The following is a 26699-nucleotide window of genomic DNA, read 5'->3' on the forward strand; positions in this document are numbered from 1 at the left end:
CTTCGCTTGGACATGACACTCCTTTTTGACCATGATCGGTCTTCTTAGAAGTGTCCGCGTTAACGGGGTAGAACCCGTCCATGACGTGCACAGGCAAAGGGGCATGCCATCGCTCCCGCACAGATGAACCGCGCGATCTCCATGCCGCCGACGGTGCCCCTCGGCCCGCGACACGTCCGCCCGGTCGATGCACTTTACTCCGACATGGATCGCACGCCGGGCGCGCCGGTACAAAGGCAAGACGAACCGCCGCCGCAACGGCAGGCCGGACACCTCACTCGGGGAAAACCGCCGCCGCGCTGGCCGCCGGCATGTCCCGTACCGGGTGAGCGCGCTGCCTGATGGCAAGGCCTTCCGGCTTGCCCGCGGCGAATTCGTTTACGAGAGGCCCTGGGGAACATGGCGGGGCGCTCTCGTCATGGTGCGGCGTGTCCGGCGACTTGGTTGTTCACGCCCCGGTGCCACTCCGACAGGCGACTGACGCATTCGTTCCGGACAAGTTCAAAGCGACCTGGCGCACCGTCATGCGTCTGCCGTGCTGGCGCACGTGGCCTCCACGCAACATACGCCGGAAAAAAGCCATTCAACGGCCGCCGCCACCTCGGTAGCGCCGAGATTTCGCGTGCTGATTCCGGCACTGCCGCATCCGTACGGTGCGTATTTCGCTTCATCAGTGACCGAAAACAGGCCATAGGTAGGCGTGCCACTGGCCGTGGCAACGTGCATGACTCCACAGTCTGCACTGATGAAGCCGTCCATATTGGCGATGACGGCAGCGAGCTTGCGCACATCGCGGGTGTAGAACGAGGCGAAACCGCCCCTCAGCTGCGAAGTGCCATGCTCGGCGAGAACGTCGACCACGACGATGTCCGGGCGGCGCAGCTGAAGCGCAATCAGGAACAGTTGCCACCAATGCTCGTCATAGCGCTTGGCGCCGGTGGCGTTCGCGAACACGCCCACGACCTTTTTCCCGCGCTCCGACGCCGCCTGCCCCAGGATGGCCGTGAGCGCTTCCCGGCCTCGGGCCCGTTCGACGTCACTGAGCCTGATATCCATGGGTGGATAGGCAGGTTCGACATGCCTGCCAAGGGCCCGGCGCAGAAGGAATACGCTTCGCTTCGCCATGTGCTCCGGACATGAAGGATCGGCCCCGTTCACCTGGTCGCCATTCCATGAGGATGCCGGGAATCCGACCTTGTAACGAGCGCGAACCCAAGCAAGCAGCAGGCGCCCGGATTGCGAGCCGATGCAGGCGTCGATCGCCAGATCATAGGACGACAGTCGCAGTTGCCTGAGCAGGCTCATGGTCGTCCACAGATGTCGGGCAACCCGCCGCGGAAGGCAGACGACGCTGCGCACGTTGAAGCGTGTCGAGAACAGCGACTCGGCGGCACGACCGCCCGTCACGATGTCGATCTCCGCACCCGGATAGTTTTTTTCAAGCTCGGCGATCAGTGGGCTGATCAGGACGGCATTGCCCAGGCGGTGGTTGGGTCGACATACCAGAACGCGATGGATCCCGCGTGTCGGCAAGGCTCCCGGAGCGCATAGGTCGCGTTCGACCGACCGGATCAAGCGGCCAAACACCCTGGCCACCACTCGATGACGGAAGTCCACCGAAGGAGCGTGGGGCCGCATTTCGTGCGCACGGGGCAAAGAACGAGTCATCTCAACCAGCAAAGGCCATTCGGTATCGGCATGATTGGTGCCCAGCCTTATGGTTTTATTACCGCATGAAAGGAGGCTCGCTTTCGCCCGATGTGACTGGGCGCCAATGACCGGCTTGTGGACGCGTCCCCCGCAGGATCAGGCTACGATCTGAAAAGCCATCCGCCCGCAGGAATCCATGTGACGCCACCTGTCCTTGACGCCGAGGCGTATGCCTCTCTCCGCCGTATCGTCCTCGTCGTGGCGCTGCTCAACCTGGGTTATTTCGGTATTGAGTTCGCTGTAGCCATGGGCATCGGCTCCGTTTCCCTGTTCGCCGATAGCGTCGACTTTCTGGAAGACGCCTCGGTGAACCTGCTTATCTGGGCCGCCTTTGCCTGGTCGCTGAAGGCACGCTCCCGCGTAGGCATGGCGCTGGCCGGGATCCTGCTTGTTCCGGCGCTGGCGACGCTCTGGGCCGCCTGGGGCAAATTCCAGGCGCCTATCCCTCCCGCGCCGCTGCCGTTGTCGATGACTGCCTTGGGTGCGATGCTGGTGAACCTCGCCTGTGCGCTGATGCTGACGCGTTATCGAAGCCATCGCGGGAGCTTGACGCGTGCCGCCTTCCTTTCCGCGCGCAATGACGTATTCGCCAATGTGGCGATCGTGGTTGCCGCACTGGTGACCAGGGTCCACCCGTCCGCGTGGCCCGATCTCATCGTTGGACTTGGCATCATGGCCGTGAATGCCGATGCGGCACGCGAAGTCTGGACCGCAGCACGCGATGAGCATCGATCGGCCACGGAAGCCACGCCCTGAAAAGGAACACGGCAAGCGGGCGCGGACAACCGTTCGGCGGCACCCGGGTTGGCGCGGAGCCGCTGGCTGGCGGCAGGCTCAAACGGATCCGTTGGCGTTCCCCTCCCATGCCATGACGGTGGTGCCGCCTCGGACTTAAGAAAAATGTAAGGTGTGACAAACAAGATGTCGAGGACATGCTTCCCCCTGCCCCCATTCGACGTTCGTTTCGCCATGCCGCCAGATCCTTTTTGGGAGGCCGGTCATGCACGTGATTCTGGTCGAGGATGACGAATCGCTCGGGCAGGCCATCGAGCAAGCCTTGACCCGCTGGTCACACGCCGTCACCTGGTTGCGCGACGGCCGCCTGGCGGCGGCCGCGATGCGCGATGAGATCGCGGATCTCGTGCTGCTCGATCTGGGGATTCCCGGCAAGGATGGCCTGGACGTGCTCGCCGAGGTGCGTCGCGCCCACGTAAAGACACCTGTCCTGATCATCACGGCGCGCGACACCTTGGAAGAGCGCATTCGCGGGCTCGATGCGGGCGCTGACGACTACCTGGTGAAACCGTTTCATCTCGACGAGTTGGGCGCACGCATCCGCTCGCTGACCCGGCGTATGCATGGCTTGGCCGACAATCGCATCCAGGCCGGCGACCTGTGGCTTGACCTGGGTACCAATGAAGCCGAATTTCGAGGTCATCGCATCCCCTTGGCACGCCGTGAGCTTGCGTTGCTGAGGCTGTTGATGGAGCGTGCGGGTCGCATCGTTCGGCGCGAAGCGCTGGAGACCGCTCTCTACGGATTGGAAGGCGGCGTCGAAAGCAATGCGCTGGAGGTCAAGATCCACGCGCTTCGGCGCAAGCTGAGCCCCGAACTGATCAGAACGGTACGTGGCGTCGGCTACATGATCGTGCGTGAACCACAATGACTTCCATGAGCCTGCGGGCGCACCTGGGCTGGTTGATCATCGCCGTGATGGTCGCCGTGCTGCTGCCCATGGCCGTACTGAGCTATCACCGCACCTTGCAGGAAATGAACGAGCTTTCCGATGGGCGCCTGGCGCAGTCCGCACGGACGCTCGATGTATTGATCCGCCATGCGGGGATTGATGCTTTGCGCGGTGACGGCATCGATTCCAATACACGGGTGCCCGTCGTGGGCACCCACGGCCATCGTTGTCCGGTGCAAGGGACCAGCTGTGAGCCCGAGGTGGGTTTTCAGGTGGTCGACGCGGCGGGAAAGATCAAGCTGGCCACCACCAATTTTGCGACGCCATCCCTGCCGTCCAGGCCTTCAAACACGTTCGAAGACATTCAGGTGGATGGCGAAGCCTGGCGCATGTTCACGTTGAGGGAAGCGACGGGCAACCTCACCATTCGAGTCGGCGAACGGCAAGATAGCCGCCAGGAGATAGAGCAGACACTCAAGGCGCAGTACATCGTTCCGTTGACACTCGGGTTGCCCCTGTTGGCCTTCTTGATGGCCTGGGCCGTTCGCCGCGGCCTGCGCCCGCTTGAGACCCTGGCCCGCGTCCTGAAACGACGCGAACCCGGCGACCGTACACCGATGACCCTGCAGCCGGCCCCCCGCGAGTTGCAACCCGTGCTCTCCGGCCTCAACACGATGCTCGATCGATCCGTAGACGCCCTGGAACGGGAGCGTCGGTTCAGCGCCGATGTGGCACACGAACTGCGCACCCCACTGGCCGCCACCATGCTGCATATGGAGAATGCCCTTGCCTCGGGCGATCCCCGTTTTGTGTCACCTTCGTTTGTCAGCGCACAACAAGGTTTGACCGAGTTGAGTCGCCGCGTCGATCAGTTGCTGGCGCTGGCGCGCGTGGAGGCGGGTGCTGCCTCGGCAGGCAGCGCCAAAATCGATCTCATGGCCATGGCCACCGGCGTCATTGAAGAACTGGCCCCGCAGATCGAAGCGAGCGGCGTCGAATTGAGCCTTGTGGGCGGATCGGTGGCATTGTATGTGAACGGCTACGAAGTGGCCTTGATCGCACTGTTGCGCAACCTGATCGAGAACGCGCTGCGCCATGTCTCTGCGGGTGGGCAAGTGGTGGTGTGTCTGACCCGAGGGACGCACTCCACCCTCATCGACGTGATGGACGACGGGCCCGGCATCCCAGCGGATCGCCGCGCAGCCGTGTTTACGCGTTTCCACCGCGAACCGTCCGAGCGTGGCGACGGCTATGGATTGGGACTCTCCATCGTGCAACGTGCTGCGCAATTGCATGACGCGTCGATCGAGCTGCTGGATTCCGCCTTCGACCACGGCCTTCTCGTGCGCGTGAGTATTCCTGTCCCCCAAGCCGAGGGTTCCTCATGACGTGGGCCGTTGCGAAAACTTTCCTTTGCATGGCGACCCTTGCACTCTGTGGCTGCGCTGCTTACCAATCGCGCCCCATCGACCCCGCCGCCCTGCGCGCCCATTGGCAAGCGCACCGCCTGGACGATCCGTCGCTGGCCGCCACGGTGAAGCCGTTCCTGCCACCGCGTGACGCCGGCCAATGGCCCCCAGCGTCCTATGGCCGGGCCGAATTGTTCGCTGTCGCGCTCGCGCTCAATCCCGACCTGGCCGAATCCCGAGCACAGATGGCTCAATCCGTCGCGGCCGTTACCACGGCGCGTGCGTTACCCAATCCAAAAGTGGGGCTTGCCCTGGAGCGTTTTACCCAGGCACAGGCGGGCAGCGCACCCTGGTTGTGGGGGGTGAGCACCGACTGGCTGATCGATGGGACGCTGAGGCGCAAGTTGCGCGAAGACGCGGCGAATGCCGGCGTCCGTGCAGCGCGTCTCGACTACGCGGAAAAGGTGTGGGCGGTCTGGCGCGACATACGCATCGCCCTGGCCGACCTGATGCTGGGCCAACGGCAAGAGTCCGTCGCGAGGCAGACGGTCGACGCCGCCATGCAGTTGGAACAGTCTTTTGCCCAGCGCTACCAACTGGGTGAATCGTCACCCAGCGAACGCCTGCAGGCCGCACGTACGTTGGCACAGGCGCGGCGCGATGAAGCCGTGGCGGCTCAACGCGTCGTCGACGCGCAAGCGCGTCTGGCACGCACCATCGGCGTGCAGGCCAGTGCCCTGAAAGACGTGCCGTTAGAGTGGGATGGCCTCGATCAACCGGTCGCGCCGCCATCGGCACAACGGAAGCAATGGGCCGATCAGGCGTTGTTGTCGCGCGCCGATCTGGAGCGCGCGCTGGTGGAATACGACACACGGGAGACCGAGCTGCATCAGCAAATACGCGCGCAATATCCGCAGGTCTCACTGGGACCTGGCTATACCTACGACCACGGCATGCGCAAACTGACGTTTGGGTTCAACACCAGCCTGCCGATTTTCGACCAGAACCAAGGCCCGATTGCCGAGGCGAAAGCGCGCCGCGAAATGGCAGGCAAGCACGTCGAGGTCGTGCAGGCCGACATCGGCAAAGAGATCGATCAGTCATCAGCACAGTTGGAGGTTGCCTTGCATGGCTTGCATGCGGCTACCCAGGAGCATCAGCTTGCCAGTCGCGCCGCCGATCAGGCCAGGCAGGCCAAAGTCCTTGGCGCCGAGGATCGCATTGCTGTGCTCAATGCCCAGCTGGCCGCCCTGGCGGCGGCGCAGACCGAACTTGTCACGCTCGCGCAGGCCCAGCAAGCGCTGGGTGCTCTTGAAGACGCGCTGCGTACACCCCTTGATGGGGCCGAAGTCACGTCATTTCAGGCCATACCAGGAAGCCATCCATGAGAAGTTTCTATCGGCAAGCGTGCCTTGCCAGCGTGCTGGTAGGGGCACTGGCGACGAGCGGTGTTGCGGCAACGCGCACCACCGAACTCGATCGCACGGCACAAATCAGCCTTGGCCTTGCCACGGCCACGCTGGCCACCCGTGACGTTCCGCAATCGATCGATGTGGCCATCGCGGTGCTCGATCCTGCTCCCCTGGCGAAGTTGGCGGATGAACTGATCGCGTCGCACGCGGCGGTCAACGCATCGACGGCGGAAAGCCAGCGATCCGAGGCACTCCTGAAAGCCGACGGCAACATTTCGCGTAAAAATGCCGAAGCCGCCCGCGCGCAGGCCGCGGCGGACCAGGCGCATTGGCGCCAGTTGCGATCCCAGCTGCGGCTGGAATGGGGCGATGCCCTGGCGTCGATGGACGACGCCTCGTTGCAGCAAGTCGTGAAGTCGGTGGTGGGCGGCCGTGTCGTTCTCATTCGCGCGCAGCCGCTCACCCTGGGGGGGGCGTCCTGGAAGCCCACGGCGGCGCGCATCACTTTGCCGGATGGCGCCTCTTTGCAGGCGAGTGTGCTTGGGCCGTTGCCAAGCAGCGTCTCGAGCCTGGGAAGGGACTGGCTACTCGAGGCGTCGAGCGACGTCCTCGTTCCCGGCATGGCTTTAACGGGCGTACTGGAAGACGAAGGCCACCGCCATACCGGCGTCGTCGTACCGAGGGCCGCCATCATCCGTTGGAACGGGCTGGCGTGGGTCTTCGTGATGGTGGACGCCACGCATTTCGAACGTCGCGCCATCTCCATGTCGCAGGCGTTGGACACGGGGTGGCTGGTCGGTGCACCGTTCAAAGCGGGTGAACGCGTCGTCACCGCCGGTGCCAACGCATTGATGGCGATGGATGCCGCCGGAGACGAAGCTCCAAAGAAGAAAGCGCCACCCGGCGACCAGGATGACGACTGATGCTTGCTGCCATCATTCGAAGCGCGCTGCGCTGGCCGGTCTGGGTCGCGTTGCTGGGGCTTTTGCTTCTCGCTATCGGCGTAGGGAGTCTCAGCGGGGCGAAGTACGACGTGTTCCCGGAATTCGTCCCGCCACAGGCATCCGTCCAAGTCGAAGCACCGGGTTTTTCCGCGACCCAGGTGGAGCAGCTGGTTACCCAGCGCATGGAAAACGCGATCAACGGCGGCACCAACGTCATCACGGTTCGCTCGCAGTCCATCCAGGGCTTGTCGGTCATTACCGTCCTGTTCGAGGAGGGCAGCGACCCCTTTCTTGACCGGCAGATGCTCAGTGAACGCGTGAGCGAAGCCGCGGCCGGATTGCCCCAAGGTGTTCAAGCGCCTCGCATCAGCCCCATGACGTCCTCGACCATGGACTTGCTGAAGATCGGCTTCGTCAGCGACCGCCTTGACCCGGTGGCTTTGCGTTCGTTGATCGATTGGTCCGTCAAACCCCGCCTGCTCGCCGTCTCCGGTGTGGCTGGGGTAGCCAATTTTGGCGGTGGCGTTCGTGAGCTGCAGATTCATGTGAAGCCAGCGCAACTGGCCACGTTCGGATTGACGCTGGAGGATGTGCGGCTGGCCGCCGCGGCCGCCACGGGCGTGCGTGGCGCCGGGTACATCGATACGCCGAGCCAGCGCGTGATCGTGGAAACGAGCGGCACGGTGCACCAGGCGGCCGAGCTCGCGCGCACGGTCATCACGCAACGAATGGGCCGCAACATCACGCTGGGCGATGTGGCGACCGTGACGGAGGGTGCGGCGCCGGCGTTTGGTGATGCGCTGATTCAAGGGCGCCCCGGCGTCGTCTCGTTGCTGACCAGCCAATACGGCGCCAACACGCTGGAAGTGACGCGCGCCGTCGAAAAGGCCCTGGACGGTTTGCGCCCCCTGCTGAAGGCAGAGGGCGTGACGGTCTATCCGCAGCTGCAACGACCCGCCAGCTTCATCCAGGTCGCACTGAACCACATGCGCGACGCGCTGCTGTTCGGCGCCGTCTTGGTGCTGGTGGTACTGCTCGTGTTTCTGCGCGACTGGCGCACGGCGCTGATTTCGTTCGTCAGCATTCCCTTGTCCTTGGCGATCGCCACCTTGGTGATGGAGCGGATGGGGTGGACGATCAACACCATGACCCTGGGCGGCTTGGCGGTGGCGCTGGGCGTCGTCGTCGACGATGCCATCATTGATGTGGAAAACATCATGCGGCGCCTGCGTCAGGCCGGCCCATCAGGACCGCGCGCCATCATCATTCTGGCGGCATCGATCGAAGTTCGTCGCCCGGTGGTACTGGCGACCCTGGTGGTGGGATTGGTGTTTGTTCCGATCCTGCTATTGCCGGGCCTGCAAGGCAGCTTCTTCGCGCCGATGGCCGGCGCGTTCCTGCTGGCGACCTTCGCGTCGCTGCTGGTGGCGCTGACCGTGACCCCGGCGCTGTGCATGCTGCTGCTCAAGCCCGAAGCGCGTCACCACGAACCGCATTGGCTCAAGCGCGTCAAGCTCATCCAGCACGGAGGCATGCGCTGGGCCATGCCGAGGCCTCGCTTGCTGTTGGCAGTCTCGGCGCTGCTGGGCATCGCCGCCATCGGCTCACTCTGGCTGTTCGGTTCACAACTTTTGCCCACCTTTCGGGAAGGCCACTACGTCGTCCAGATCACGGCGCCTCCCGGCACATCGCTCGCAGAGATGACCCGGCTGGGCACACGGCTCAGCAAGGATGTCCTCAAGATCGATGGCGTGCGCACCGCGGCGCTCATGGCGGGACGTGCGGAGGCGGTAGTGGATACCTGGCCTACCAATCGCGGTGAACTTCATGTCGAGTTGGCTCCCAAGCTCTCGGCGCATGAGCAACTGCGCATCGAAGCGTCGCTGCGGAAGGTGGTGAGTTCCCATCCTGGCCTCACCGCCGATGTGGTCACTTTTCTCGGCGATCGCATCGGTGAGACGCTGTCCGGTGAAACGGCGCCGGTGGCCATCAGCCTCTACGGTCCCGACCTCGACGAACTCGACGCGCTTTCCACGCGCGCCGTCGATATCCTGAACACCATACCGGGCGCGGGCTCGGTGCACCTTTCCGCCACGCCGGCGGTGCCGACGATGCGGATCCACCCCGATCCCGTCCGGATTGCCCGCTACGGCATGCGCATGACCGATGTCCTGGATGCGGTTGCGATGGCCTACCAAGGCATCATCGCCACGGAAACCTACGATGGCGTACAGGCGATCGGCGTGCGTGTCGTGCTCGATCAGGCGTCCCGGCAAGACCCGGAAACGATTGGCCGCCTTCTGCTGCGCACGCCGTCAGGCAAGAGCGTACCTCTGGCGGCCGTCGCTGATATCGATCTGGTGCAGGGGCGCGCGACCATCTCGCATGAAGGCGGGCGCAGGCGCATGGTGATCGCCGTGCGGCCCACCAACCCCGATGTGGTGGGATTCGTGGATCAGGCGCGTGCCGCGCTTGCTCAACAGCTCGATCCACCGACCGGTTACTACCTGGAATATCACGGAGCCGCGGAAGGAACGCTGCAGGCACGCCACGCGCTCGAATGGCATGCGGCCCTGGCCGGCGCCGGCATCATCGCGCTGTTGTTCATGGCGTTTCCCGATCGTCGCAGCGTGGGGCTGATCCTCGTCAACGTGCCCTTTGCCCTGGTCGGCGGCGTGGCCGCCGCCGCAACCATGGGCAGCGTGCTGTCGATCGGGGCGCTGGTGGGTCTGGTGACGCTCTTCGGCATCTCCGCGCGCAACACCATCATGCTGATCTCGCACTACGAGCATCTGGTGCTGGAAGAAGGGGCGCATTGGAATCGCTTCACCGCCATGCGCGGTGCGCGCGAGCGGCTGACGCCGATCCTGATGACCGCGCTGGTGACCGGCCTGGGCTTGTTGCCCCTGGCCCTGGGCAACGGCGAGGCGGGACGCGAGGTCGAAGGACCCATGGCCATCGTGATCCTGGGTGGGTTGATCACCTCGACCCTGCTCAACTTGTTGGTGATGCCGGCGTTGTCGCTGCGCTACCTGCGAATGGCCGCTACCCCGCCCGATGCAGACCAAGCCGAGCTGTTGCCAGCCCCCGGCGGCCCCGTGGATTCATGAAGCATCGTTTAGAAAAAGTGCTGGGCGGCCCCATGTTCCTCATCGCGACGCTGCCGCAGGCCAGACGATTTGCCGGACTATCGACGAAGGAAGAACTCGTGGAAGACCCGGGGCGTGTTCCGGATTTTGCGGCTGGTCCCCAAGCGCGAGGCTCGCTGGAGTGCTTCGACGACAAGATCCTGCCGCGGTATGCGCGCGCCATGACGGTGCGCGAGATCCAGGTGCGCCAGGCGGGTGAAATGCGAACTGCTGCGACCGGTGATCCGCAACGCCGGATTCATGCCTTCGACTTCATGGGACAAGGCACCACCGCGCGTGCAAGCGGACGAGCCGGATTCGACGGGCTACCCCCGGAGCCTGTTCACTGCGTTTTCGCAGCCGCCGACGTCACGGATGCCTCGTCGGCCCGTCTTGCGCGAACGCGACGAAGCCTTCCACGAACCCGCGCAGCAGGTCGCTGGTGCGCGCGTCGGTGATGGCGCCATCGGCATCGAACACGCCGCCCGCGCGCGACACCAGCAGGCGGCCGCCGCTCCACAGCTCCGTGCCGAGCGTGCGCAGCACCGGCAACCAGGCGTTCTGCGACAGGATGGTGCCGAAGCCGCCGGGGGATGCGCCCATCAGCGCCACCGGCTTGCCGGCGAACACGCGCGGGATGTCGGCCGGCGGCCGCGTCAGCCAGTCCAGCGCATTCTTGGTCACGCCGGGAATGCTGTTGTTGTATTCGGGCGTGGCGATCAGCAGGCCGTCAGCCGCAGCGATCGCCTCCTTGAGCGCGGCGACCTCGGCCGGAATGCCGTACGCTGCTTCATCGTCGCCGTTGTACAGCGGGAACGCGGCGATCGACATGATCTCCAGCCGGCTGCCGGCGGGCATCGCCGCCGCCGCGGCGTGCAGCAGCGCGGTATTGAACGAGCCTTTGCGCAGGCTGCCGGAAAACCCCACCAGAACGGTCATGTTTCACCTCCGAAGCGGCGACGGCGACAGGAGCGGCAAGGGTAGCGCGGAAATGGCTGCGCACCGGATGGCGAACGGACCGGCTCGCCCCGCAAGGTCGGCTCGGGTGAAAGAACTGTCGCCCGCCATGCCGACGGGTGGCCGGGTTACGATGCCCTCCCCTCGCCGCTGCTCCAGGAGATTCCCCGATCGTGTCGCATTACTCCGGCCCCCTGCTTACGCGCCTCATCGCCGCATCGTTGCTGGCCGCGCGTGATGCCGGCGCGGGCGAATGGAGCGGCTCGCTGGACCTGGGGGTCTCGAACGGCAAGGCATCGCTGCAGGCGGACGACTGGCTGTGGCGAAGCCGGCGCTATCCGTATCCGTCCACGCTGAAGGACCGCACGATCCACTACTGGGACGGCGACGGGTTCGCGCCGGTGGCGCGTTTCTCCGGCTCGCTGATCAAGCTGGTGCCCACCGAATGGGGCGCGCCTACCTTCGAGATCGATGGCATCAAGATGCTGCCCACCGCGAAGGAATCGCCGCTTGTGGACGCGCGCCGCAAGGTGGCGCTGGTCGAGTCGCGCGGCAAGGTGGTGCTGGATACCTGCGGTGGCCTGGGCTACTTCGCCGCCTGCTGCCTGGAGGCCGGCGCGGCGCGCATCCACTCGCTCGAAAAGAACCCCGACGTGCTGTGGCTGCGCACGCTCAACCCGTGGTCGCCCGACCCTGACGCGGCGGAAAACGGCGGCCGCCTGCGACTCGAGCACGCGGACGTCGCGCAGGCCATTGCGCAGCTCGCCGATGCGTCGGTGGATGCGCTGCTGCACGACCCGCCGCGCTTCGGCATCGCCGGCGAGCTGTACGCGCAGGCGTTCTACGGCCAGCTGGCCCGCGTGCTGCGTCGCGGCGGCCGCCTGTTCCACTACACCGGCAGCCCGAACAAGCTCACCAGCGGTCGCGACGTGCCGCGCGAAGTGGCCAGGCGGCTGGAGAAAGCGGGCTTCAAGGCAGAGCTGGCGCTGGATGGCGTGCTGGCCACGCGGCGCTGACGCAACCGGGCTGCGCCGCGTGGAGGGCCTGCATCGTGAGGCCGACCGGCATGATCGTGGCCGGCGCGTGCCATTCATCGAGGCCGGCTGGGAATTCGTCAATGCCACCCCCGCCATCGTGCCGACCGAGTCGATGCGCTCTGCACCCTCGTCCTCGCCGCTTGGCGGAGGCCATGCCTTGCCCGCCGAATCCATGCCTGCAGGGAGCCCGTCAAACACGTACCGACCCACTCTACCGCCTGCCTTGCCGTGTGTCTGCCGATGCGCCAGGTCTCGGAAATTGCCCTACCATCAAGCGCATGGACACATCGACCATCGCGTCACCGAAAGAAATCCGGCGCGGCCGCCTGGCATGCGTCGGCATGGGCATGACCCTCGGCTCCCACCTCAGCCCGCTGGCACGCAGCCATATCGAACAGGCGGACGTGGTGTTCGCGGCGCTCTCCGACGGCATCGTGGAGCTGTGGCTGCAGCGCATGCACCCGGACGTGCGCAGCCTGCAGCCCTACTACGCGGAGGGCAAGTCGAGGATGGTCACGTACCGGCAATGGGTCGAGTTGATGATGGCCGAGGTGCGTGCCGGCAAGAACGTCTGCGGCGTGTTCTACGGCCATCCCGGCGTCTTCGCCTGGTCGCCGCACAAGGCCATCGAGGTAGCCCGCGCGGAAGGTTTCATGGCGCACATGGAGCCGGGCATTTCCGCCGAAGACTGTCTCTACGCCGACCTGGGGATCGACCCGGGCCGCTTCGGCTGCCAGCATTTCGAGGCCAGCCAGCTGCTTTTCTATGAACGGCGGATTGATCCGGCCGGCTATCTGGTGCTGTGGCAGGTGGGACTGGTGGGTGATCTGTCCTTGAAGCGCTTTTCCACCGGGCCGGCCTACCGGCAGGCGCTGGTGGACGTGCTGAGCGCGGACTACCCGCTCGACCACGAAGTGATCGTCTATCGCGGCGCCACCTTGCCGATCCAGCAGCCGCGGGTCCGCCGCATGGCGCTGCGCGACCTGCCCGGCGCCGAACTGACTGCCGAGGAGACGGTAGTGCTACCGCCCGGCGCGCCCTTGAAGCAGAATACAGCCATGCGCGAGCGGCTGGCAGCGCTGGACAGGGAAGCCTCCATCGCCTGACGCACTGCGGCCGTCCGCAGCGCTCACGAAACGGATACTTGGGGACCGTGGGAAACAGGGGGAAAACATGTCGGACACGATTGAACTTCTGGAAGCCATTGGCCGGAACGCCACGCTACGCCACGCATCCGCCGACGAGCTTGCGCCGATTCTCGAACAGGCGAAGGCGTCCGCAGCCCTGAAGTCCGCCGTCGCCGCCGGCAACAGCGCGCCTCTGTCTGAAGAGTTCGGACACAAGCCGAACCAGGTGCCGCAGATCACCAATGCGCCTGGGCACGAGGAGGAGGAGCCCGACCATGACGGCGACGACAAGCCGACTCGTCCACCCGAGCCCGGCCACGGTACGCCGCACAAACATACGCCGCGCAAACCATAGCCTGCCGTACCGTGCCCACCGGCCGACAGGGGAGAGGACTGGGGCCCGTCCTGGCGGCCCTGTTTTTCTGCACCCTGATGCAGGCAGGCCATGCCGCCGACACCCCCAGGATCACCGACGCAAGCGCCTTCCTCGACCAGACCGAGGACCTGCGCATCAAGGACCACCGGCAGTTCGCCGAACGGCTGGCGCAGATCCATCGCGAGTCGCCCGCACTCACCGCGGCCGAGCAATGGCACCTGCGCTATCTCGACGCGCTTGAGCTTTCGATGGGCGGCAACTTCGCCGCCGCGGAAAAACCGCTGCACGATGTGATCGAACATTCAGGTGATCTGATGCTGGCCGCCAAGGCATCGGCGCTTCTCATGAACAACCTGGCGGTCACTCATCGCTACGAAGAAGCCTTCCTGCTTGCCCAACAGCTCACGATCGTCCTGCCCCGGATCCAGGACAAGACGGTACGCCTCCAGGTTCTCAGTTACCTGTCCCAGACGTTGAACCTGGCAGGACAGACGGATCTGGCGATCAAGTACGCCCACATGATGGAGGACACCGTTCCCCCCGGCATGACCACGTGCTACTCGCGCTCCAAGCTGGTTGCCGCGCTCTATAACGCCAAGCGGCTGGCCTCCTCCAGCCCGGATCTGCAGCAGGCCATCGATACGTGTGAAGCGGCCCGGGAGCCCATCATGGCAACAGCCATGCAGCTCACCCTTGGCACGCTCTTTCTGGAAGAGCACCAGCCGGCCAAGGCATTGGCGTTGCTCGACCGGATAGCGCCCGACATCCGGGTCAATCACTACTACCCGCACACGCTGTCCGCGCAGGTGCAGCGAGCCCAGGCGTACGAACAGCTGGGCAAAGATGAAGATGCCCGAAAGGCGGCGCTCGCCGCCCTGGCGATGGCCGGCCCGGACGACATCAACGACTTCCTCAAGGGCGCCTACGAGGTGCTCTATCGGGTCGCGAAGCGGCACGGCAACGCAGCGGCCGCGCTCGCCTATTACGAGCACTATGTTGTCCAGGACAAGAGCTCGCTCGATGATGCCGCCGCACAGACCATGGCCTATCAAGCGGTCCAGCAACAGGTTTTGACCCGCAAGCTGGAAACCGAAGAGCTAAGCAAGCAGAACAGCGTCCTCAAGCTGCAGCAGGCGCTGGACGTCAAGGGCGCGGAGACCAGCCGGCTCTACATCACGCTGCTGATCATCCTGCTGGCCGCCATCGCACTCTGGCTGTTCCGCACCATGCACTCGCAGAGGCGCTTCAAGCGCATGGCCACCTGCGACGGGCTCACCGGCATCCTGAACCACCAGCACTTCATCAACAGGGCCGGTCGTGTCTTGCACCTGCTGGAGAAGAGACTCGGCCGCGCCTGCCTGGTATCCATCGACCTCGACCACTTCAAGCAGGTCAACGACACCCACGGCCATGCCATGGGCGATGCCGTGCTGAAGCGAGCCGTCGCCATCTGCCAGCAGCACCTGCGCCCCGCCGACCTGTTCGGTCGCCTGGGCGGCGAGGAGTTCGGCATCCTGCTGCACGAGTGTCCGCGCGACCAGGGCCTGGAAATCGCCGACCGCATCCGGGTTGCCATCGGCACGACGCCGATCGAGAAAGACGGGCATGGCATATGGATTTCCGCCAGCGTCGGCGTGGCTGCCACCGACACTTCCGGCTACGGGCTGCAACGGCTTTGCAAGGAAGCGGATGCCGCGCTTTACCGCGCCAAGCGCGCCGGGCGCAATCGCGTCATCGCCGATACCGGAACCGGCGACCAGGTCGAGGCCTGAAATCCCGGGCCTCGGCGGCGGAATCGAGATGCGCCCAAACCAGGCCTGGCCCCGGGCTTCGAATACCGCGTGCGGCAGGCAAAACCTCGGGCCGCGACAAAGCGTGCGACGAGCGCCGGCATGGTTCCCGACGCCTTTCGGCACTTGTCGCCATGCCGTCAGCCGATACGCAGCTTGCTCAGGAACAGGCCGTGTTCGCGATCCTCGACGCGGCAACCCTCGCGCCCTTCGACCATCCAGGCCCACACGGTATGCACGCCGTCCGCACGCCGGGTGTCCACGCGCACGTGCTCGCCCTGCGGAACCGGAAACCGGGTCGCCAGCACCATGGTTTGCTCATCCATCGAGATCAGCTGCGCCGGCTTGCTGACGACCGAGCCGGCTGTCCATCCGGAGTTGACGTGGATCTGCACATCCTGCGGCGACTGGCTGCTGCGGTTGTCCAGCTGCCAGCCGTCGACCTTCTGCAGCAGTGCGTCCAGGCTCGGATCACTCCAGTCGACCGGGCCGACTGAAACGCTCGAGCGTGACTTGTTGTGGCCCATGTGGCTGACCTCCCGCCGGATAGACGCGAACGGACATGCAGGCACGATCCTCGCGGCCAACATAGCAGAACTCCCGCCCGGCGGCTGGGCCGGGCGAAAAGCGGCCCTGGCCGCCATCCGTGCCGCCGGGTTCGCGGCAACGAACCCGACTTCGCGGGCGGTCGCGGCACCCGCCCCGGCACTTCTGGCGTATAAATCGACTGTCCCCAGCCAGAGGAACCACCACCATGAACGCCCTGTTGAAATTCGCCGCCCTCGCCCTCGTCGGCACCGCCACCCTCGCATCGCCGGCGTTTGCGGCATTGAAGGAAGGCGCCCAGGCCCCCGACTTTTCCGCGCCGGCCTACCTCGCCGGCCAGCCTTTCACGTTCAAGCTCGCCGACGCCCTGAAGAAAGGCCCGGTGGTGGTCTACTTCTTCCCCGCCGCGCACACGCCGGGCTGCAACCTGGAGGCGCACCTGTTCTCCGAGGCCATCGACCGGTTCAAGGCGCAGCACGCCACCGTGATCGGCGTCACCGCCGGCAATACCCCGGAGCTGGCGGCCTTCTCGAAGGAAACCGAGCATTGCGGCGGCAAGTTCCCGGTCGCCGCCGATGAGGGCGCGAAGATCGCCAAGGCCTACGACGCGCTGCTGCCGATGCGGCCCGGCTGGTCGGACCGCACCTCGTACGTGATCGCCCCGTCGGGAAAGATCGTGCACGTCTATTCCAACCTGAACCCGAAGCAGCACGTGCAGGAGACGCTGGAGGCGGTGAAGGCACTCGGCAAGCAGGGCTAACCTGCACCGTCCACGATGGCCTTTGCCGAAATGACGACGGGCCGGCAAGACCGGCCCGTCCGTGCAGCCGGCCCGCCGGGAATCAGCCTTCCAGCAGCGGCTTGCGCGGCAGTTTTTCCTCGCGCATGGCGGCGTGGTAGACGAAGGACGCGACGATGGCCGCCGCCTGCTTCAGGTCTTCCGGCTCGGCGTGGTCCCAGGTGTCCAGGTCGCTGTGATGGACATTGCTGGAGTAGTCCAGGCGGTCCTGGATGAACTGGAACCCCGGCAGGCCGGCCCGATCGAAGGAAACGTGGTCGGTGCTGCCGGTGTTGCGGGTGACCACGGTGGTGGCGCCGACGTCGTGGAACGGCTCCAGCCAGGCTTGGAAGATCGGCATCACCGCCAGGCTTTCCTGGGCATAGATGCCGCGGAAGCGACCCGAACCGTTGTCCATGTTGAAGTAGGCCGAGAAGCGGTCGTAATCGCGCTTCTTCTGCAACGCACCGGTCGATTCGCGCAGCGACGCCGGCAGCGCCTTCTGCGCGGGGTCGGTGGGTTCCGGATAGGCGGCGAAGTGCTTGGCCACGTACGCCTGCGAACCGATCAGGCCCTGCTCCTCGCCGCTCCACAGCGCCACGCGGATGGTGCGCTTGGGCTTGACGCCCACCGCCTTGAGGATGCGCATGGCCTCCATCATCACCGCCACGCCGGCGGCGTTGTCGGCCGCGCCGGTACCGGCGTGCCAGGAATCCATGTGCGCACCCAGCATGACGATCTCGCCGGCCTTGTTGCCGCTGCCCGGGATCTCGGCCACGGTGTTGTAACCGGGCTGGTTGGTCTCGTCGGTGAAACGCGCCTTCACGTTCACCCGCAGCTTCACCGCCTGCCTGCGCTCGACGGCGCGCACCAGCGGGTTGTAGTGCTCGGCCGCCATCGCCAGTTCCGGCACGCCCACCGATTCCCCGGCCTTGCGCGAGCCACCGCCGCCGACACGGATGATGCCGTTGTCCCAGCCGCTGATGCCGAGGGTGGCCAGCACGCCTTCGGCGACGAAGAACTCGTTGGTGGCGCGGGCCAGTTCCTGGCGCTCGGTGTATTGCTTGATCCGCTTGGCGCGGTCCTTGTCCGCGTCCTTGGGCACGGCGAACGCCTGCAGTTCGGCCAGGCCGGCCTCGTCGTGGCGGTGCGAATCGGCTTCGACGCCGCGCTTGTACGGGCGCGCTTCGTTCAACAGCAGGATCTTGCCCGCCAGCTTGCCCTTGTATTTCTCAAGGTCGGCGAGCTTCTTGATGGTGACCGCCATCACCTCGCCCTCGACCGGGCCGTTGGTGCCCGGCGTCCATGCCTTGGGCAACGCATGCAAGGGCAGCGTGCGCGGGCTGAGCATTTCCACGCTGGCGGAACTGAATTCCCAGCCGCGGCCGAAGTCGTCGAAAGCCTCGTCGTGGACGTTGACCAGGCCCCAGTCGTTGAACTTCCCGCGGGTCCAGGCATTGGCCTGGGCCATCTGCGGCGAATTGGTGAGGCGCGGACCGATGCTCTCGGTCAGGTGGCCGAATGTGTCCACGACCTGCGACCGATGGAAAGCCTCCTGGCGGATGCGATTGACCATGTCCAGGTCCACCGGCTCCTGGGCTACGGCCATGCCGCTGACGCCCACACACATCATCACCCACATGCAGCGCTTGATCACAGATTTCCCCTGACACGGTTGGACGCAAGAATTTTCGAATCTAGCGCCCTGCCTCCTCGTGCTCATGGGCCGTTAGTCATGCTGCAAGCGTCCGTCCACCGCCGTTCCGCAACTCGTCCGTATTACGCCGTGGCTTGGCGATCGAGTGCGCTGCGGTCCCAGCTGGCCAGGTCGGCGGCGTGCCGGTAGGTGCTGTCGATGAAGGCGTGGATCATGTCATCCGGCGCATCGGCCTGCCGCACCGCCTCGTAGGGCAGGATGAATTCGCCGAGCTGGCGATGGTAATAGGCGGCCTGCGGCTGCACGCGCGCCTCTTTCAGTCCCGGCGGCTCCGGCACTGCATACGCATAGAACGCGGGCTCCAGCAGCGCTCCGCTGCCGGGCCAGAAGCCGTGGCTGATGACCTCGTGCGAATACGCGTCGCGCTCGAACGCCGGCCCCTCGCGCGGCGGCGCGCGGCGACCAGAGAAGCGCGTCACCGCCAGGTCGAAACTGCCCCAGAAGAAGTTGACGGGGCTGCTCTTGCCGACGAACGCGCACTGCGAAGCGGTGAACACCCGATCGACCTGCACCAGGATGCGCCACAGGCGGTTGGCGTACGCGGGATCGTAGGCGTGGTGCTGCGTGTCCAGGTCGAGCCGGGCCGGCTCGGCGACCTCGACGGCCATGGGCCAGATCCTCACCGGCAGGCGCATCGCACCCAGGATGGCCATCAACTCGCGGTAGAAATCGGCGACGCTGCGCGGCGCCAGTGCCAGCGTCCGCGTTTCGCCATCCGAGGCGCGGACGGCCAGCTGGTGGTCGATGAAGTCGAACTCGATGACGAAGGAACGGGCGCCGTGCGGCAGCGAGCGCGTCGCCAGCCCCCGCGGCGTCACGCGCAGCGCCACGGACCAGCAGTGATTGAGCGGCGGCGCCTGCGCCAGCGCGATCTTGCCGACCACCTGCAGCCACATGTGCAGGGTCGCGTAGGTGTCTTTCCACGCCTCATAAGGCAGCGCGGGCCACCGGGTTTCGACGGTCATTGCCATGTTCGCCACCCCCATCGTCTGCGGTTGCGCACGCTCACGATACCCGATCGACGGCAGGGCGGCGGGCCTGCCGCCATTTCCCGATGGCAGTCGGGGAATACGTTGCCGTCACGCCGCATTTCGCTGATGTATCGTGCGCAACATGCAAATCAGTTCAGGGATCGCCTGGCTCAGGCTGGCCGTGGCGAGGCGCGGGCCATGGGAGCCTTCGTTGCCACCAAACGCCTTGGCAGTCGCAAGGCGGCGAGGCCGGCCGATTGCAGATGCACGACCTGCCGTCGAAGAAGGCGCTTGCAGCGGAAAGCAGCGATTCGAGGGAAAGCGCACTCTGATTTTGCCTGCCCCCTGCCTTGCCTCCGGTAACCTGCCGGCATGACCCCGACCGAAAAGCCCAGCGCCCCCGAAATCTCGCGCGCCTCCATGGTGGTCGCGGCGCTGTCGACGGTGGTGGAGTGGTACGACTTCACGCTCTACCTGTATTTCGCCACGGTGCTGTCGCGGGTGTTCTTCGGCGGCGGCGACGGCTCGCTGCTGGCCACGCTCGCCGGCTTCGCCATTGCCTACGGCATGCGGCCGCTGGGCGCGATGGCGTTCGGCCATATCGGCGACCGCATCGGGCGGCAGCGCACGCTGGTGCTGTCGATGATGCTGATGACGCTGGCGATGCTGGCGACGGCGCTGTTGCCGGACCATGCCGCGATCGGGCCGGCGGCGGGCGGACTGCTGTTGCTGCTGCGCTGCTTCATGGCGTTCTCGGTCGGCGGCGAATACACGGGCGTGGTCGCCTACCTGCTGGAAGGGGCACGCGCGGACCGGCGCGGCCTGGTCACCTCGCTGGCAGCCGCCGCCAGCGAGGTCGGCGCGCTGTTGGCGGTGGCGATCGCCGCCCTGGTGGTCGGCGCGATGAGCACCGCCCGCCTCGACGCCTGGGGCTGGCGCATTCCGTTCCTCGTGGGAGCGGCACTGGCCGGCTGCGTCTGGATCGCCCGCTCCACCATGGACGAATCGCCGGATTTCCTGCGTCAGCTGAAGCAGCGCACCGTGCCCGAGTCCCCGCTCCGCCACGTGCTGGCCCGGCATCGGCCTGCGCTGCTGCGGACCTTTGCCATTTCGGCGCTGGGCTCGATCACCTATTACGTCGGCATCACCTATGTGCCGGCGTTCCTCAACTCGTCGGGCAGCCTCGCCGAAGGCCGCTCGCTCTGGCTGGCGACCGTTGCCGCGGTGGCGGTCATCCTGGTCACGCCGCTGGCGGGCGCGCTCTCCGACCGGGTCGGACGCAAGCCGGTGCTGATCGGGCTGGGCGTCGCCGGCATGCTGCTGCCGCTGTCGATGTTCAGCCTGATGGCCGGTGGCGGCGAGCTGCGCATCGCTGCCGGCGCGATCGTGCTGGCCTGCCTCGCCGGCGGCGTGAGTGCGGTGGGCGCCCCGGCGACCGCCGAGCAGTTCCCCGGCGAGGGCCGGCTCAGCGGCCTGGCACTGGGCGTGACGGTCGCCACCGCGATCTTCGGCGGCCTGACGCCCTTCCTTGCCGAGCTTTTCGTCCGGCTGACCGGATGGACCGCCCTGCCCGGCGCCATGATCGCCGCGGTCGCCCTGGCCGTGCTGCCCGTGTTCCTGACCATGCCGGAGACGCGCCCGGGTCTGGCCGCAAAGGGCGCGGCGGCCATCGAGCGGGTGGGACTTGCCGCCCCGGGGCATCGCGACTGACCGCCCGCTTTCATCCGGGCTTGCGCGCGACGATGACCTGGCTGATCGGCATGAACTGGTCGAGCTGCTGCTTGAGCTGCCGCCCCTGCGGCATTTCCAACAATGCACGCCAGGCCGCGGTCCAGTGATCCAGCACCGGGTGGGCGGGATCGTACAGCACCACCTTGCAGGCCCAGAACAGCGCCCACCAGATCGACCAGAAGAATCCGTACGGGATGTGCTCCACCACGACCAGGCCGGCGTCGCCCGCCATCTGCGCAAACTCGTCGCGGCCGATGATGCGCAGGTGGCCGCCGGGCTGCTCGCGGTACTCCGGCGGCAACACGCGCTGCTGCAGGTCCTCCTGCAGCGCACCGGGCACGCTCAGCAGGTACAGCGCGCCCGGGGCGCCGACGCGGAACAATTCGGCGAGGACTTGTCGCGGATCGTCCACGAGCTGCAGCACTTCGGTGCAGATCACCCGCGTGGCCATGCCATCCTCCAGCGGCAGCGGATTCGCGTCGCTGACCAGGCTGGTATGCGCGCACGTGCCTGCCGCGGCCAGCCGGGCCCGCACCTCGTAGACCAGTTGCGCCTCGCGATCGATCGCGACCACCCGCGCGCCGTGGCGCGCGCAGAACACGCTGTTGACCCCGGCGCCGCAGCCGACATCGACCACCACGTCGTCCGCACCGATCGGGACGCCGCGGAACAGCTCCGCGCTGTCTTCCCGGTACCAGCCGCTGAGCCTGGCGTCGTGCAGGCCCACCGCCGAGGCACCACGCGGCTCGTCGCCGCCGGCCGGCGATGGATGGCGGTCGTCCGGCGCGAAGGGCGCGCCGTCGGGGTGATCAACGCGGTGGGGCATGCTCGACCTCCAGGCGGATGGGAGCGGCGCCGGCCACCCGGTGGAACGGCAACGCTGCGCGGGAGCGCGGACGCCCGCCATTCCAGCACATCCGGCCTCGCGCCCTCATTTCCCGGACCGGGGAACCGCGGATAGCAGCCGGCAATCCAGCGGTCTCCACTTCCATATCGCCGAGCGCCACGTGGGCCTGCTGCCGACCGCGGATAGCAGCCGGCAATCCAGCGGTCTCCACGGCCGCCGGGCTCACTTGCGCGCGGCGACGATCTCGCTCAGGTAGTCGGGCGTCCCCGCCACGCGCACCAGGTGCGGGTATTGCAGGCCGCCGTGGTAATCCACCGGCACCATGCGGTAGCCGCCCTGGTACTTCAGCAGCAGCTGGATCGGCGCCTTGTCCGCCTTGGCTGCGGTGATCGCATTCTTCAACACGTCGTCGCTGTAGTCCTGGCCGTTCACCGCGACGATGGCGGCGCCGGTGCTGACGCCGGCCTTGAACGCCGGCCCGTTCCAGCGCACGTCGTTGATCCGCCCCTTGTCCGCCATCGTCAGGCCGATCGACCAGGCGAAGTTGTACAGGTGGCGCGACGGCTCGGGGCGGCTGTTGTACTGCTTCTCGTAGGCGCTCTCCTTGTCGGTATAGACCAGCTTCCAGCCGGTGCCTTCGAGGCCGTCGAGCAGCGGGGGACCGATCGCGTCGACGCGCGCGCGCAGGAAGCCGGCCCAGTCGTACTTCGCCACGCCGTCCAGCGCCGCCACCACGTCGTCGAAGGCGTAGGTCTTCGTGACGTAGCTGCCGTTGTCGACGCCGAAGAACGCGCGGGCGAAATCGTCCAGCGACTTGCGGTCGTGCGTCAGCGCGCGGATCTTCGCGTCCACCGACAGCCACATCATCTGCCCGGCGCTGTAGTACTCCTCGCTCATCTGCCAGCTGCGGTACGGCAGGCCCGAGCGGCGGGCCACGGTGGGGTCGTTGGTGGTGTCCTCGAGCGTGCGCCAGCCGAAACCCGCGCGGTTGCGCTCGTAGTTGGCCGCCACCATCGCCAGCGCGTCGCGGAACTCCTGCGGCGACCACATGCCCGAGCGCGCGGTGAGCACGAAGCCCCAGTACTGCGTCTGCCCCTCGTACACCCACAGCAGCGAATCGCCCATCGGCACGTTGAAGTTGGGCGTCCACAAATCGGCCGGGCGGCGGAACTTGCCGTTCCACGAATGGGTGTATTCGTGCGCCAGCAGGTCGCGGCCGGGCGCAGCGTCGTTCCAGGCGGTGAAGTAGTCGGCGCCGAGGCCGTCCTCGCTGGACTGGTGGTGTTCCGTGCCGTTGCCGCCCAACTGGTCGGACAGCGAGAACAGGAAGTCGTAGTGGTCGTAATGGTGCGAACCGAACAGCGTGGTCGCCTGCACCGCCAGCGCGCGATGCACCTTCAGCTGCTCGGGCGTCATCTCCAGGTACTTCGGCGCGTCGGCGACGATGTCCAGGTGCACGGGCGCCCCGCCGGGCGGCGTGAGGTCGACGCGCTTGAAGTGCTGGCCGGCGTAGACCGGCGAATCGACCAGGTTGTTGAAGGTCACCGGCTTGAAGGTGACGGTGTCGCCCGACTGCGAGCTCGTCTCCAGCGCGGTGCCGAACTGCCAGCCATGCGCGAGCGTCACGCTGGGCGCGAAGGTGATGCCGCGCGTGAAATGGCCGGCCGGATACAGCGCCACCTTGCTCCATTCCATGTCCATCATGCGGTCGGTGATCTCGAACCCGCCGTCGCGGGGCGACAGGTACTGGAACTCCGCGTCGATGCTGGCGACGCCCGCAGGCACGTCGAGGTGGAACGCGTACACGTCGTACTTGTCGCGCGTCCACGTCAGCGGCTTGCCGCCGGCGCTGAGCTTGAGGCCGGCGAGCATGGCGATCGGGCCGGTCGGCGAGTGGTCGCCGGGAATCCACTGCGGATAGAGCAGCGTCAGCGCGCCGGCCTTGACCGGGATCGACTCGTGCACGCGGAAAATGCCCTGCGCGGTGTCGCGGGCATCGACATGGAGCGCCACCGTGCCGGGATACGGCGTGTCCTGCGGCGGCGGCACGTCACCCGTTCGCACCTGCTGCGCCCCCGCGGCACCGGCGGCGAGCGCCAGCGATACGGCGAAGGCGAGACGCGAAAACTTGCGAAGCGCGGCCGCCGGCAACGCAGCGGAAAAGGCACGGGGCATGTTGGACTCCAGCGGAGTAGACGAAGAGGCCGCCAACTTATCACCGCGGGCCCTTCGTGCAACCGGATGGCGTCACCGTTCGCCCGCCGACTGGCCCCTGGCCTGACGATGGCTCGTTCAGTGCCATCGTGGCGCGCAGCGCCTTCGACGCCTTCCCGTCGATGGCGTCGCCTTCATGGGGATCAATGGCGCGCCGGGTGTTGCCTTCGAGGCTGGCGTTGAAGAGGCCCCCGGGGTCGCCCAGCGAGGCGCCCTTGGCGAAGGTCATCTTCACGGCGCTCTTGCATGTCTCGCCGGTGCAGATCATCCCGGCGCGGTACCACACCGGCAGGCCGTCGCCGGGAAGGCGGCAGCGCGCAACCGCGCGAGGGGCCACCGCCGGGGTACCGGCGCTACTTCGCCAGCGCCCGTTCGATGGCCTGCTGGGCCAGCGGCGCCATGATCGCGTAACCCGCGGGCGTCGGGTGTACGCCGTCGCCGGCCAGGCGGGCATCCATGCCGCCCTGCGCGTTGGTCAGCGCGCTGTAGTAGTCGAGCCAGGTGGCGCCACTCGACGCAGCATAGGACTTGAGCCACGCATTGAGCGCGCGGACCTTGCCGGCCGGCTGCAGGCCCGGATGCCACGGATAGTCGCTGACCGGCAGCACGGAAGCGAGAATGACCCGGATGTGGTTGGCCTGCGCCAGTTCCGTCATGGAGCGGAAGTTGTCCTCGATCATCGGCAACGTGGCAAGGCCCGTATTGCCCGCGAGGTCGTTGGTGCCGGCGAGCATGACCACCGCCGCGGGACGAAGCGCGAGCACGTCCTGCCGGAAACGCAGCAGCATCTGCGCCGTGGTCTGCCCCGAGATGCCGCGGTTGACGTACGGCTTGCCGGGGAAAAAGCGGGTGCCCTCGGCGCGCCCCCACGCATCGGTGATCGAGTCCCCGAAAAACACCACGCGCGCCTCGCCGGGCGCCGGCGCCGGCAACTGCGCATTGTCATCGCGGTAGCGGCCCAGCTGCGGCCAGTCCAGCAGTTGCTGCTGCATCGACGCGACATCCTCGGCAGTGACCGATGCCGGCGGCATGGTGTAGAGCGGATTGATGGCGACGGGCACCGCGGGGGCGGAGGCGGGGGCGGAGGCGGAAACCGCGGCCTGGCCGGTGGCATGCAGCGGCCCGGCAACGCCGGCGGGAAGCATGAAGGCGACAATAAAGACCGACCGAAACGCCATGCTCGAAACCTCCACGCAAGACTTGCAGAGCCAACGGGTAAGCAGGATACCGCGGGGGAAATGTCGGCAGCCCCTCCCCGGGCAGCGGAAAGGGCCGATGTGGAGCCTGCACGTTACGGCGTTATCCGCCGCCTTCATCGTAGCGGGCGTGGCCGGGCATTGGCCCCGATATCTTTATCCCGGCGGGCTGGGCGAGAGGCGAGTGCCCGACCTGGCCCCGGCCAACGGTATTTCATTCCCCCAGCGCCGGGTCCAGCAACGGCAGCGCGGCCCCCGTTGACGGCGAACGGCAGAATGGCGGCACCTTGCGTCGATTTCCCGGCATCCCGATCGTCGGGAACACAGGCAGCCCCCTCGACCCACACTGGAGACCCGACATGCGCAAGCTCATCGTTCCCGCGTTCATCAGCCTCGACGGCGTCATGCAGGCGCCTGGCGGCCCGGAGGAAGACAGCAGCGGCACCTTCGTCCACGGCGGCTGGTACTGGCCCTATGCCGACGACTCCGAAGAAGAAATGGGCGGCGTGTTCACCCGCCCGTTCGAATTGCTGCTCGGGCGCCGCACCTACGACATCTTCGCCGCGTACTGGCCGCACGTGCCGGCGGATGCGCCGCAGCGGGGCATCGCCGGCCTGTTCAACGGCACCGCCAAGCACGTCGCCACCCACCATCCCGACACGCTCGGGTGGCAGCACAGCCATGCCCTGGGGCCGGACATCGTCGCCACGGTGCGTGGGCTCAAGCGCAGCGACGGCCCCGACCTGGTCACCCAGGGCAGCAGCGAACTGGTGCACCAGCTGCTGGCCACGGACCTCGTCGACGAGCTGCTCCTGCTGGTCTGCCCGATCCTGCTCGGCCGCGGCAAGCGCCTGTTCGACGAGCGCGCGCAGGCGGCGGCCTTCCGGCTCGAAACATCCAGGACCACGCCCACCGGCACGCTGGTCAACCGCTACGTCCGCGAGGGCGAGGTGCGGACGGGATCGTTCGAACAGGGCTGATCGACGACCACAGCGTCGCCAGGAAAGTACGCGCGGACCCGGGTTTTCCCGCTTGCTTTCGCTACGACTCCCTCCAAGTTGTAGCGATGTTCGACAAAATCAGAAACTGGCGTGTACGGCGCACCAAAGAAAAGGGTCGGAG

General features: G+C 66.5%; 22 protein-coding genes and 1 pseudogene. 13 read left to right on the plus strand and 10 right to left on the minus strand.

The window, feature by feature from the left end; translation table 11 throughout:
• Window positions 1-522: 522 nt before the first annotated feature.
• A complete protein-coding gene (locus AC3WRN_RS15895; protein ID WP_492623706.1) occupies window positions 523-1575 on the minus strand; it encodes a glycosyltransferase family 9 protein in 1053 nt (350 codons plus the stop codon).
• 210 nt (window positions 1576-1785) lie between these two features.
• Between AC3WRN_RS15895 and AC3WRN_RS15900 the strand changes: the two genes are divergently transcribed.
• The 6 genes from AC3WRN_RS15900 to AC3WRN_RS15925 all read left to right on the plus strand — a co-directional run bounded on the left by AC3WRN_RS15900 (window position 1786) and on the right by AC3WRN_RS15925 (window position 10272).
• On the plus strand, window positions 1786-2466 hold the full coding sequence (locus tag AC3WRN_RS15900; protein WP_492623707.1) for a cation efflux transmembrane domain-containing protein: 681 nt from the start codon (window positions 1786-1788) through the stop codon (window positions 2464-2466).
• 244 nt (window positions 2467-2710) lie between these two features.
• Window positions 2711-3376 carry a response regulator gene (locus AC3WRN_RS15905; RefSeq protein ID WP_492623708.1) on the plus strand — a complete coding sequence of 222 codons (666 nt, stop codon included), beginning with the start codon at window positions 2711-2713 and terminating at the stop codon, window positions 3374-3376.
• Window positions 3377-3381: 5 nt separating this feature from the next.
• Window positions 3382-4785: an ATP-binding protein gene (locus tag AC3WRN_RS15910; protein WP_492623709.1), complete on the plus strand. Its 1404-nt coding sequence runs from the start codon at window positions 3382-3384 to the stop codon at window positions 4783-4785.
• A 29-nt stretch (window positions 4786-4814) separates the two neighbouring features.
• Entirely contained in the window at window positions 4815-6194 is a 1380-nt protein-coding gene (locus AC3WRN_RS15915) for a TolC family protein (protein WP_492623710.1), read from the plus strand.
• Window positions 6191-7141 carry a permuted SH3 domain-containing protein gene (locus tag AC3WRN_RS15920; protein ID WP_492623711.1) on the plus strand — a complete coding sequence of 317 codons (951 nt, stop codon included), beginning with the start codon at window positions 6191-6193 and terminating at the stop codon, window positions 7139-7141. The genes AC3WRN_RS15915 and AC3WRN_RS15920 overlap by 4 nt, the downstream gene beginning before the upstream one ends.
• Window positions 7141-10272, plus strand: coding sequence for an efflux RND transporter permease subunit (locus tag AC3WRN_RS15925; protein WP_492623712.1), 3132 nt, complete (start codon window positions 7141-7143; stop codon window positions 10270-10272). The genes AC3WRN_RS15920 and AC3WRN_RS15925 overlap by 1 nt, the downstream gene beginning before the upstream one ends.
• Window positions 10273-10349: 77 nt before the next feature.
• Here the strand turns inward: AC3WRN_RS15925 and AC3WRN_RS15930 are convergent, their stop codons facing one another.
• Together AC3WRN_RS15930 and AC3WRN_RS15935 are read right to left on the minus strand one after the other, a co-directional pair.
• The gene (locus AC3WRN_RS15930; protein WP_492623713.1) at window positions 10350-10574 is read right to left on the minus strand and encodes a hypothetical protein; all 225 of its coding nucleotides are present in this window, start codon (window positions 10572-10574) and stop codon (window positions 10350-10352) included.
• A gap of 85 nt (window positions 10575-10659) precedes the next feature.
• On the minus strand, window positions 10660-11229 hold the full coding sequence (locus AC3WRN_RS15935) for an NADPH-dependent FMN reductase (protein WP_492623714.1): 570 nt from the start codon (window positions 11227-11229) through the stop codon (window positions 10660-10662).
• A gap of 191 nt (window positions 11230-11420) precedes the next feature.
• On the opposite strand from AC3WRN_RS15935, the gene AC3WRN_RS15940 reads away from it, so the two are divergent.
• From AC3WRN_RS15940 to AC3WRN_RS15955, 4 genes are all read left to right on the plus strand, one after another.
• A complete protein-coding gene (locus AC3WRN_RS15940; protein ID WP_492623715.1) occupies window positions 11421-12263 on the plus strand; it encodes a class I SAM-dependent methyltransferase in 843 nt (280 codons plus the stop codon).
• A 299-nt stretch (window positions 12264-12562) separates the two neighbouring features.
• Entirely contained in the window at window positions 12563-13390 is an 828-nt protein-coding gene (locus AC3WRN_RS15945) for an SAM-dependent methyltransferase (RefSeq protein ID WP_068095578.1), read from the plus strand.
• A gap of 67 nt (window positions 13391-13457) precedes the next feature.
• Entirely contained in the window at window positions 13458-13766 is a 309-nt protein-coding gene (locus AC3WRN_RS15950; protein ID WP_492623716.1) for a hypothetical protein, read from the plus strand.
• Window positions 13767-13843: 77 nt separating this feature from the next.
• The gene (locus AC3WRN_RS15955; protein WP_492623717.1) at window positions 13844-15559 is read left to right on the plus strand and encodes a sensor domain-containing diguanylate cyclase; all 1716 of its coding nucleotides are present in this window, start codon (window positions 13844-13846) and stop codon (window positions 15557-15559) included.
• 158 nt (window positions 15560-15717) lie between these two features.
• On the opposite strand, the gene AC3WRN_RS15960 is transcribed toward AC3WRN_RS15955, so the two are convergent.
• Window positions 15718-16104 (minus strand): hypothetical protein, encoded by a 387-nt coding sequence (locus tag AC3WRN_RS15960; protein WP_068095581.1) that lies wholly within the window; start codon window positions 16102-16104, stop codon window positions 15718-15720.
• A 227-nt stretch (window positions 16105-16331) separates the two neighbouring features.
• Between AC3WRN_RS15960 and AC3WRN_RS15965 the strand changes: the two genes are divergently transcribed.
• The gene (locus tag AC3WRN_RS15965; protein WP_068095583.1) at window positions 16332-16883 is read left to right on the plus strand and encodes a peroxiredoxin; all 552 of its coding nucleotides are present in this window, start codon (window positions 16332-16334) and stop codon (window positions 16881-16883) included.
• 82 nt (window positions 16884-16965) lie between these two features.
• Here AC3WRN_RS15965 and AC3WRN_RS15970 read toward each other — a convergent pair whose 3' ends face one another.
• Together AC3WRN_RS15970 and AC3WRN_RS15975 are read right to left on the minus strand one after the other, a co-directional pair.
• On the minus strand, window positions 16966-18543 hold the full coding sequence (locus tag AC3WRN_RS15970; protein WP_492623732.1) for a M20/M25/M40 family metallo-hydrolase: 1578 nt from the start codon (window positions 18541-18543) through the stop codon (window positions 16966-16968).
• A gap of 137 nt (window positions 18544-18680) precedes the next feature.
• Complete coding sequence (locus tag AC3WRN_RS15975; RefSeq protein ID WP_492623718.1) at window positions 18681-19589, minus strand: DUF5996 family protein; 909 nt, start codon at window positions 19587-19589, stop codon at window positions 18681-18683.
• A 372-nt stretch (window positions 19590-19961) separates the two neighbouring features.
• Between AC3WRN_RS15975 and AC3WRN_RS15980 the strand changes: the two genes are divergently transcribed.
• On the plus strand, window positions 19962-21299 hold the full coding sequence (locus AC3WRN_RS15980; RefSeq protein ID WP_492623719.1) for an MFS transporter: 1338 nt from the start codon (window positions 19962-19964) through the stop codon (window positions 21297-21299).
• Between the two features lie 10 nt (window positions 21300-21309).
• Here AC3WRN_RS15980 and AC3WRN_RS15985 read toward each other — a convergent pair whose 3' ends face one another.
• The 4 genes and pseudogenes from AC3WRN_RS15985 to AC3WRN_RS16000 all read right to left on the minus strand — a co-directional run bounded on the left by AC3WRN_RS15985 (window position 21310) and on the right by AC3WRN_RS16000 (window position 25559).
• Window positions 21310-22146 carry a class I SAM-dependent methyltransferase gene (locus AC3WRN_RS15985; RefSeq protein ID WP_492623720.1) on the minus strand — a complete coding sequence of 279 codons (837 nt, stop codon included), beginning with the start codon at window positions 22144-22146 and terminating at the stop codon, window positions 21310-21312.
• 243 nt (window positions 22147-22389) lie between these two features.
• Window positions 22390-24342, minus strand: a complete 1953-nt coding sequence (locus AC3WRN_RS15990; RefSeq protein WP_492623721.1) for a M61 family metallopeptidase — start codon at window positions 24340-24342, stop codon at window positions 22390-22392.
• Between the two features lie 40 nt (window positions 24343-24382).
• Window positions 24383-24676, minus strand: a pseudogene (locus tag AC3WRN_RS15995) (DUF1801 domain-containing protein); the annotation flags it as partial.
• Window positions 24677-24734: 58 nt separating this feature from the next.
• On the minus strand, window positions 24735-25559 hold the full coding sequence (locus tag AC3WRN_RS16000; protein ID WP_492623722.1) for an SGNH/GDSL hydrolase family protein: 825 nt from the start codon (window positions 25557-25559) through the stop codon (window positions 24735-24737).
• Window positions 25560-25936: 377 nt separating this feature from the next.
• Between AC3WRN_RS16000 and AC3WRN_RS16005 the strand changes: the two genes are divergently transcribed.
• A complete protein-coding gene (locus AC3WRN_RS16005; protein WP_492623723.1) occupies window positions 25937-26557 on the plus strand; it encodes a dihydrofolate reductase family protein in 621 nt (206 codons plus the stop codon).
• Window positions 26558-26699: the final 142 nt, after the last annotated feature.

This window comes from Rhodanobacter sp. FW101-FHT13A11 (genome assembly GCF_058790335.1).

Bases quoted from the DNA above. Each gene is read 5' to 3' on its own strand.
- AC3WRN_RS15910 (WP_492623709.1), top strand. From the start codon at position 3,382: ATGAGCCTGCGGGCGCACCTGGGCTGGTTGATCATCGCCGTGATGGTC.
- AC3WRN_RS15985 (WP_492623720.1), bottom strand. From the start codon at position 22,146: ATGCCCCACCGCGTTGATCACCCCGACGGCGCGCCCTTCGCGCCGGAC.
- AC3WRN_RS15975 (WP_492623718.1), bottom strand. From the start codon at position 19,589: ATGGCAATGACCGTCGAAACCCGGTGGCCCGCGCTGCCTTATGAGGCG.
- AC3WRN_RS15945 (WP_068095578.1), top strand. From the start codon at position 12,563: ATGGACACATCGACCATCGCGTCACCGAAAGAAATCCGGCGCGGCCGC.
- AC3WRN_RS15950 (WP_492623716.1), top strand. From the start codon at position 13,458: ATGTCGGACACGATTGAACTTCTGGAAGCCATTGGCCGGAACGCCACG.
- AC3WRN_RS15955 (WP_492623717.1), top strand. From the start codon at position 13,844: ATGCAGGCAGGCCATGCCGCCGACACCCCCAGGATCACCGACGCAAGC.
- AC3WRN_RS15965 (WP_068095583.1), top strand. From the start codon at position 16,332: ATGAACGCCCTGTTGAAATTCGCCGCCCTCGCCCTCGTCGGCACCGCC.
- AC3WRN_RS16000 (WP_492623722.1), bottom strand. From the start codon at position 25,559: ATGGCGTTTCGGTCGGTCTTTATTGTCGCCTTCATGCTTCCCGCCGGC.
- AC3WRN_RS15970 (WP_492623732.1), bottom strand. From the start codon at position 18,543: ATGTGGGTGATGATGTGTGTGGGCGTCAGCGGCATGGCCGTAGCCCAG.
- AC3WRN_RS15915 (WP_492623710.1), top strand. From the start codon at position 4,815: ATGGCGACCCTTGCACTCTGTGGCTGCGCTGCTTACCAATCGCGCCCC.
- AC3WRN_RS16005 (WP_492623723.1), top strand. From the start codon at position 25,937: ATGCGCAAGCTCATCGTTCCCGCGTTCATCAGCCTCGACGGCGTCATG.
- AC3WRN_RS15935 (WP_492623714.1), bottom strand. From the start codon at position 11,229: ATGACCGTTCTGGTGGGGTTTTCCGGCAGCCTGCGCAAAGGCTCGTTC.
- AC3WRN_RS15990 (WP_492623721.1), bottom strand. From the start codon at position 24,342: ATGCCCCGTGCCTTTTCCGCTGCGTTGCCGGCGGCCGCGCTTCGCAAG.
- AC3WRN_RS15980 (WP_492623719.1), top strand. From the start codon at position 19,962: ATGACCCCGACCGAAAAGCCCAGCGCCCCCGAAATCTCGCGCGCCTCC.
- AC3WRN_RS15905 (WP_492623708.1), top strand. From the start codon at position 2,711: ATGCACGTGATTCTGGTCGAGGATGACGAATCGCTCGGGCAGGCCATC.
- AC3WRN_RS15920 (WP_492623711.1), top strand. From the start codon at position 6,191: ATGAGAAGTTTCTATCGGCAAGCGTGCCTTGCCAGCGTGCTGGTAGGG.
- AC3WRN_RS15925 (WP_492623712.1), top strand. From the start codon at position 7,141: ATGCTTGCTGCCATCATTCGAAGCGCGCTGCGCTGGCCGGTCTGGGTC.
- AC3WRN_RS15960 (WP_068095581.1), bottom strand. From the start codon at position 16,104: ATGGGCCACAACAAGTCACGCTCGAGCGTTTCAGTCGGCCCGGTCGAC.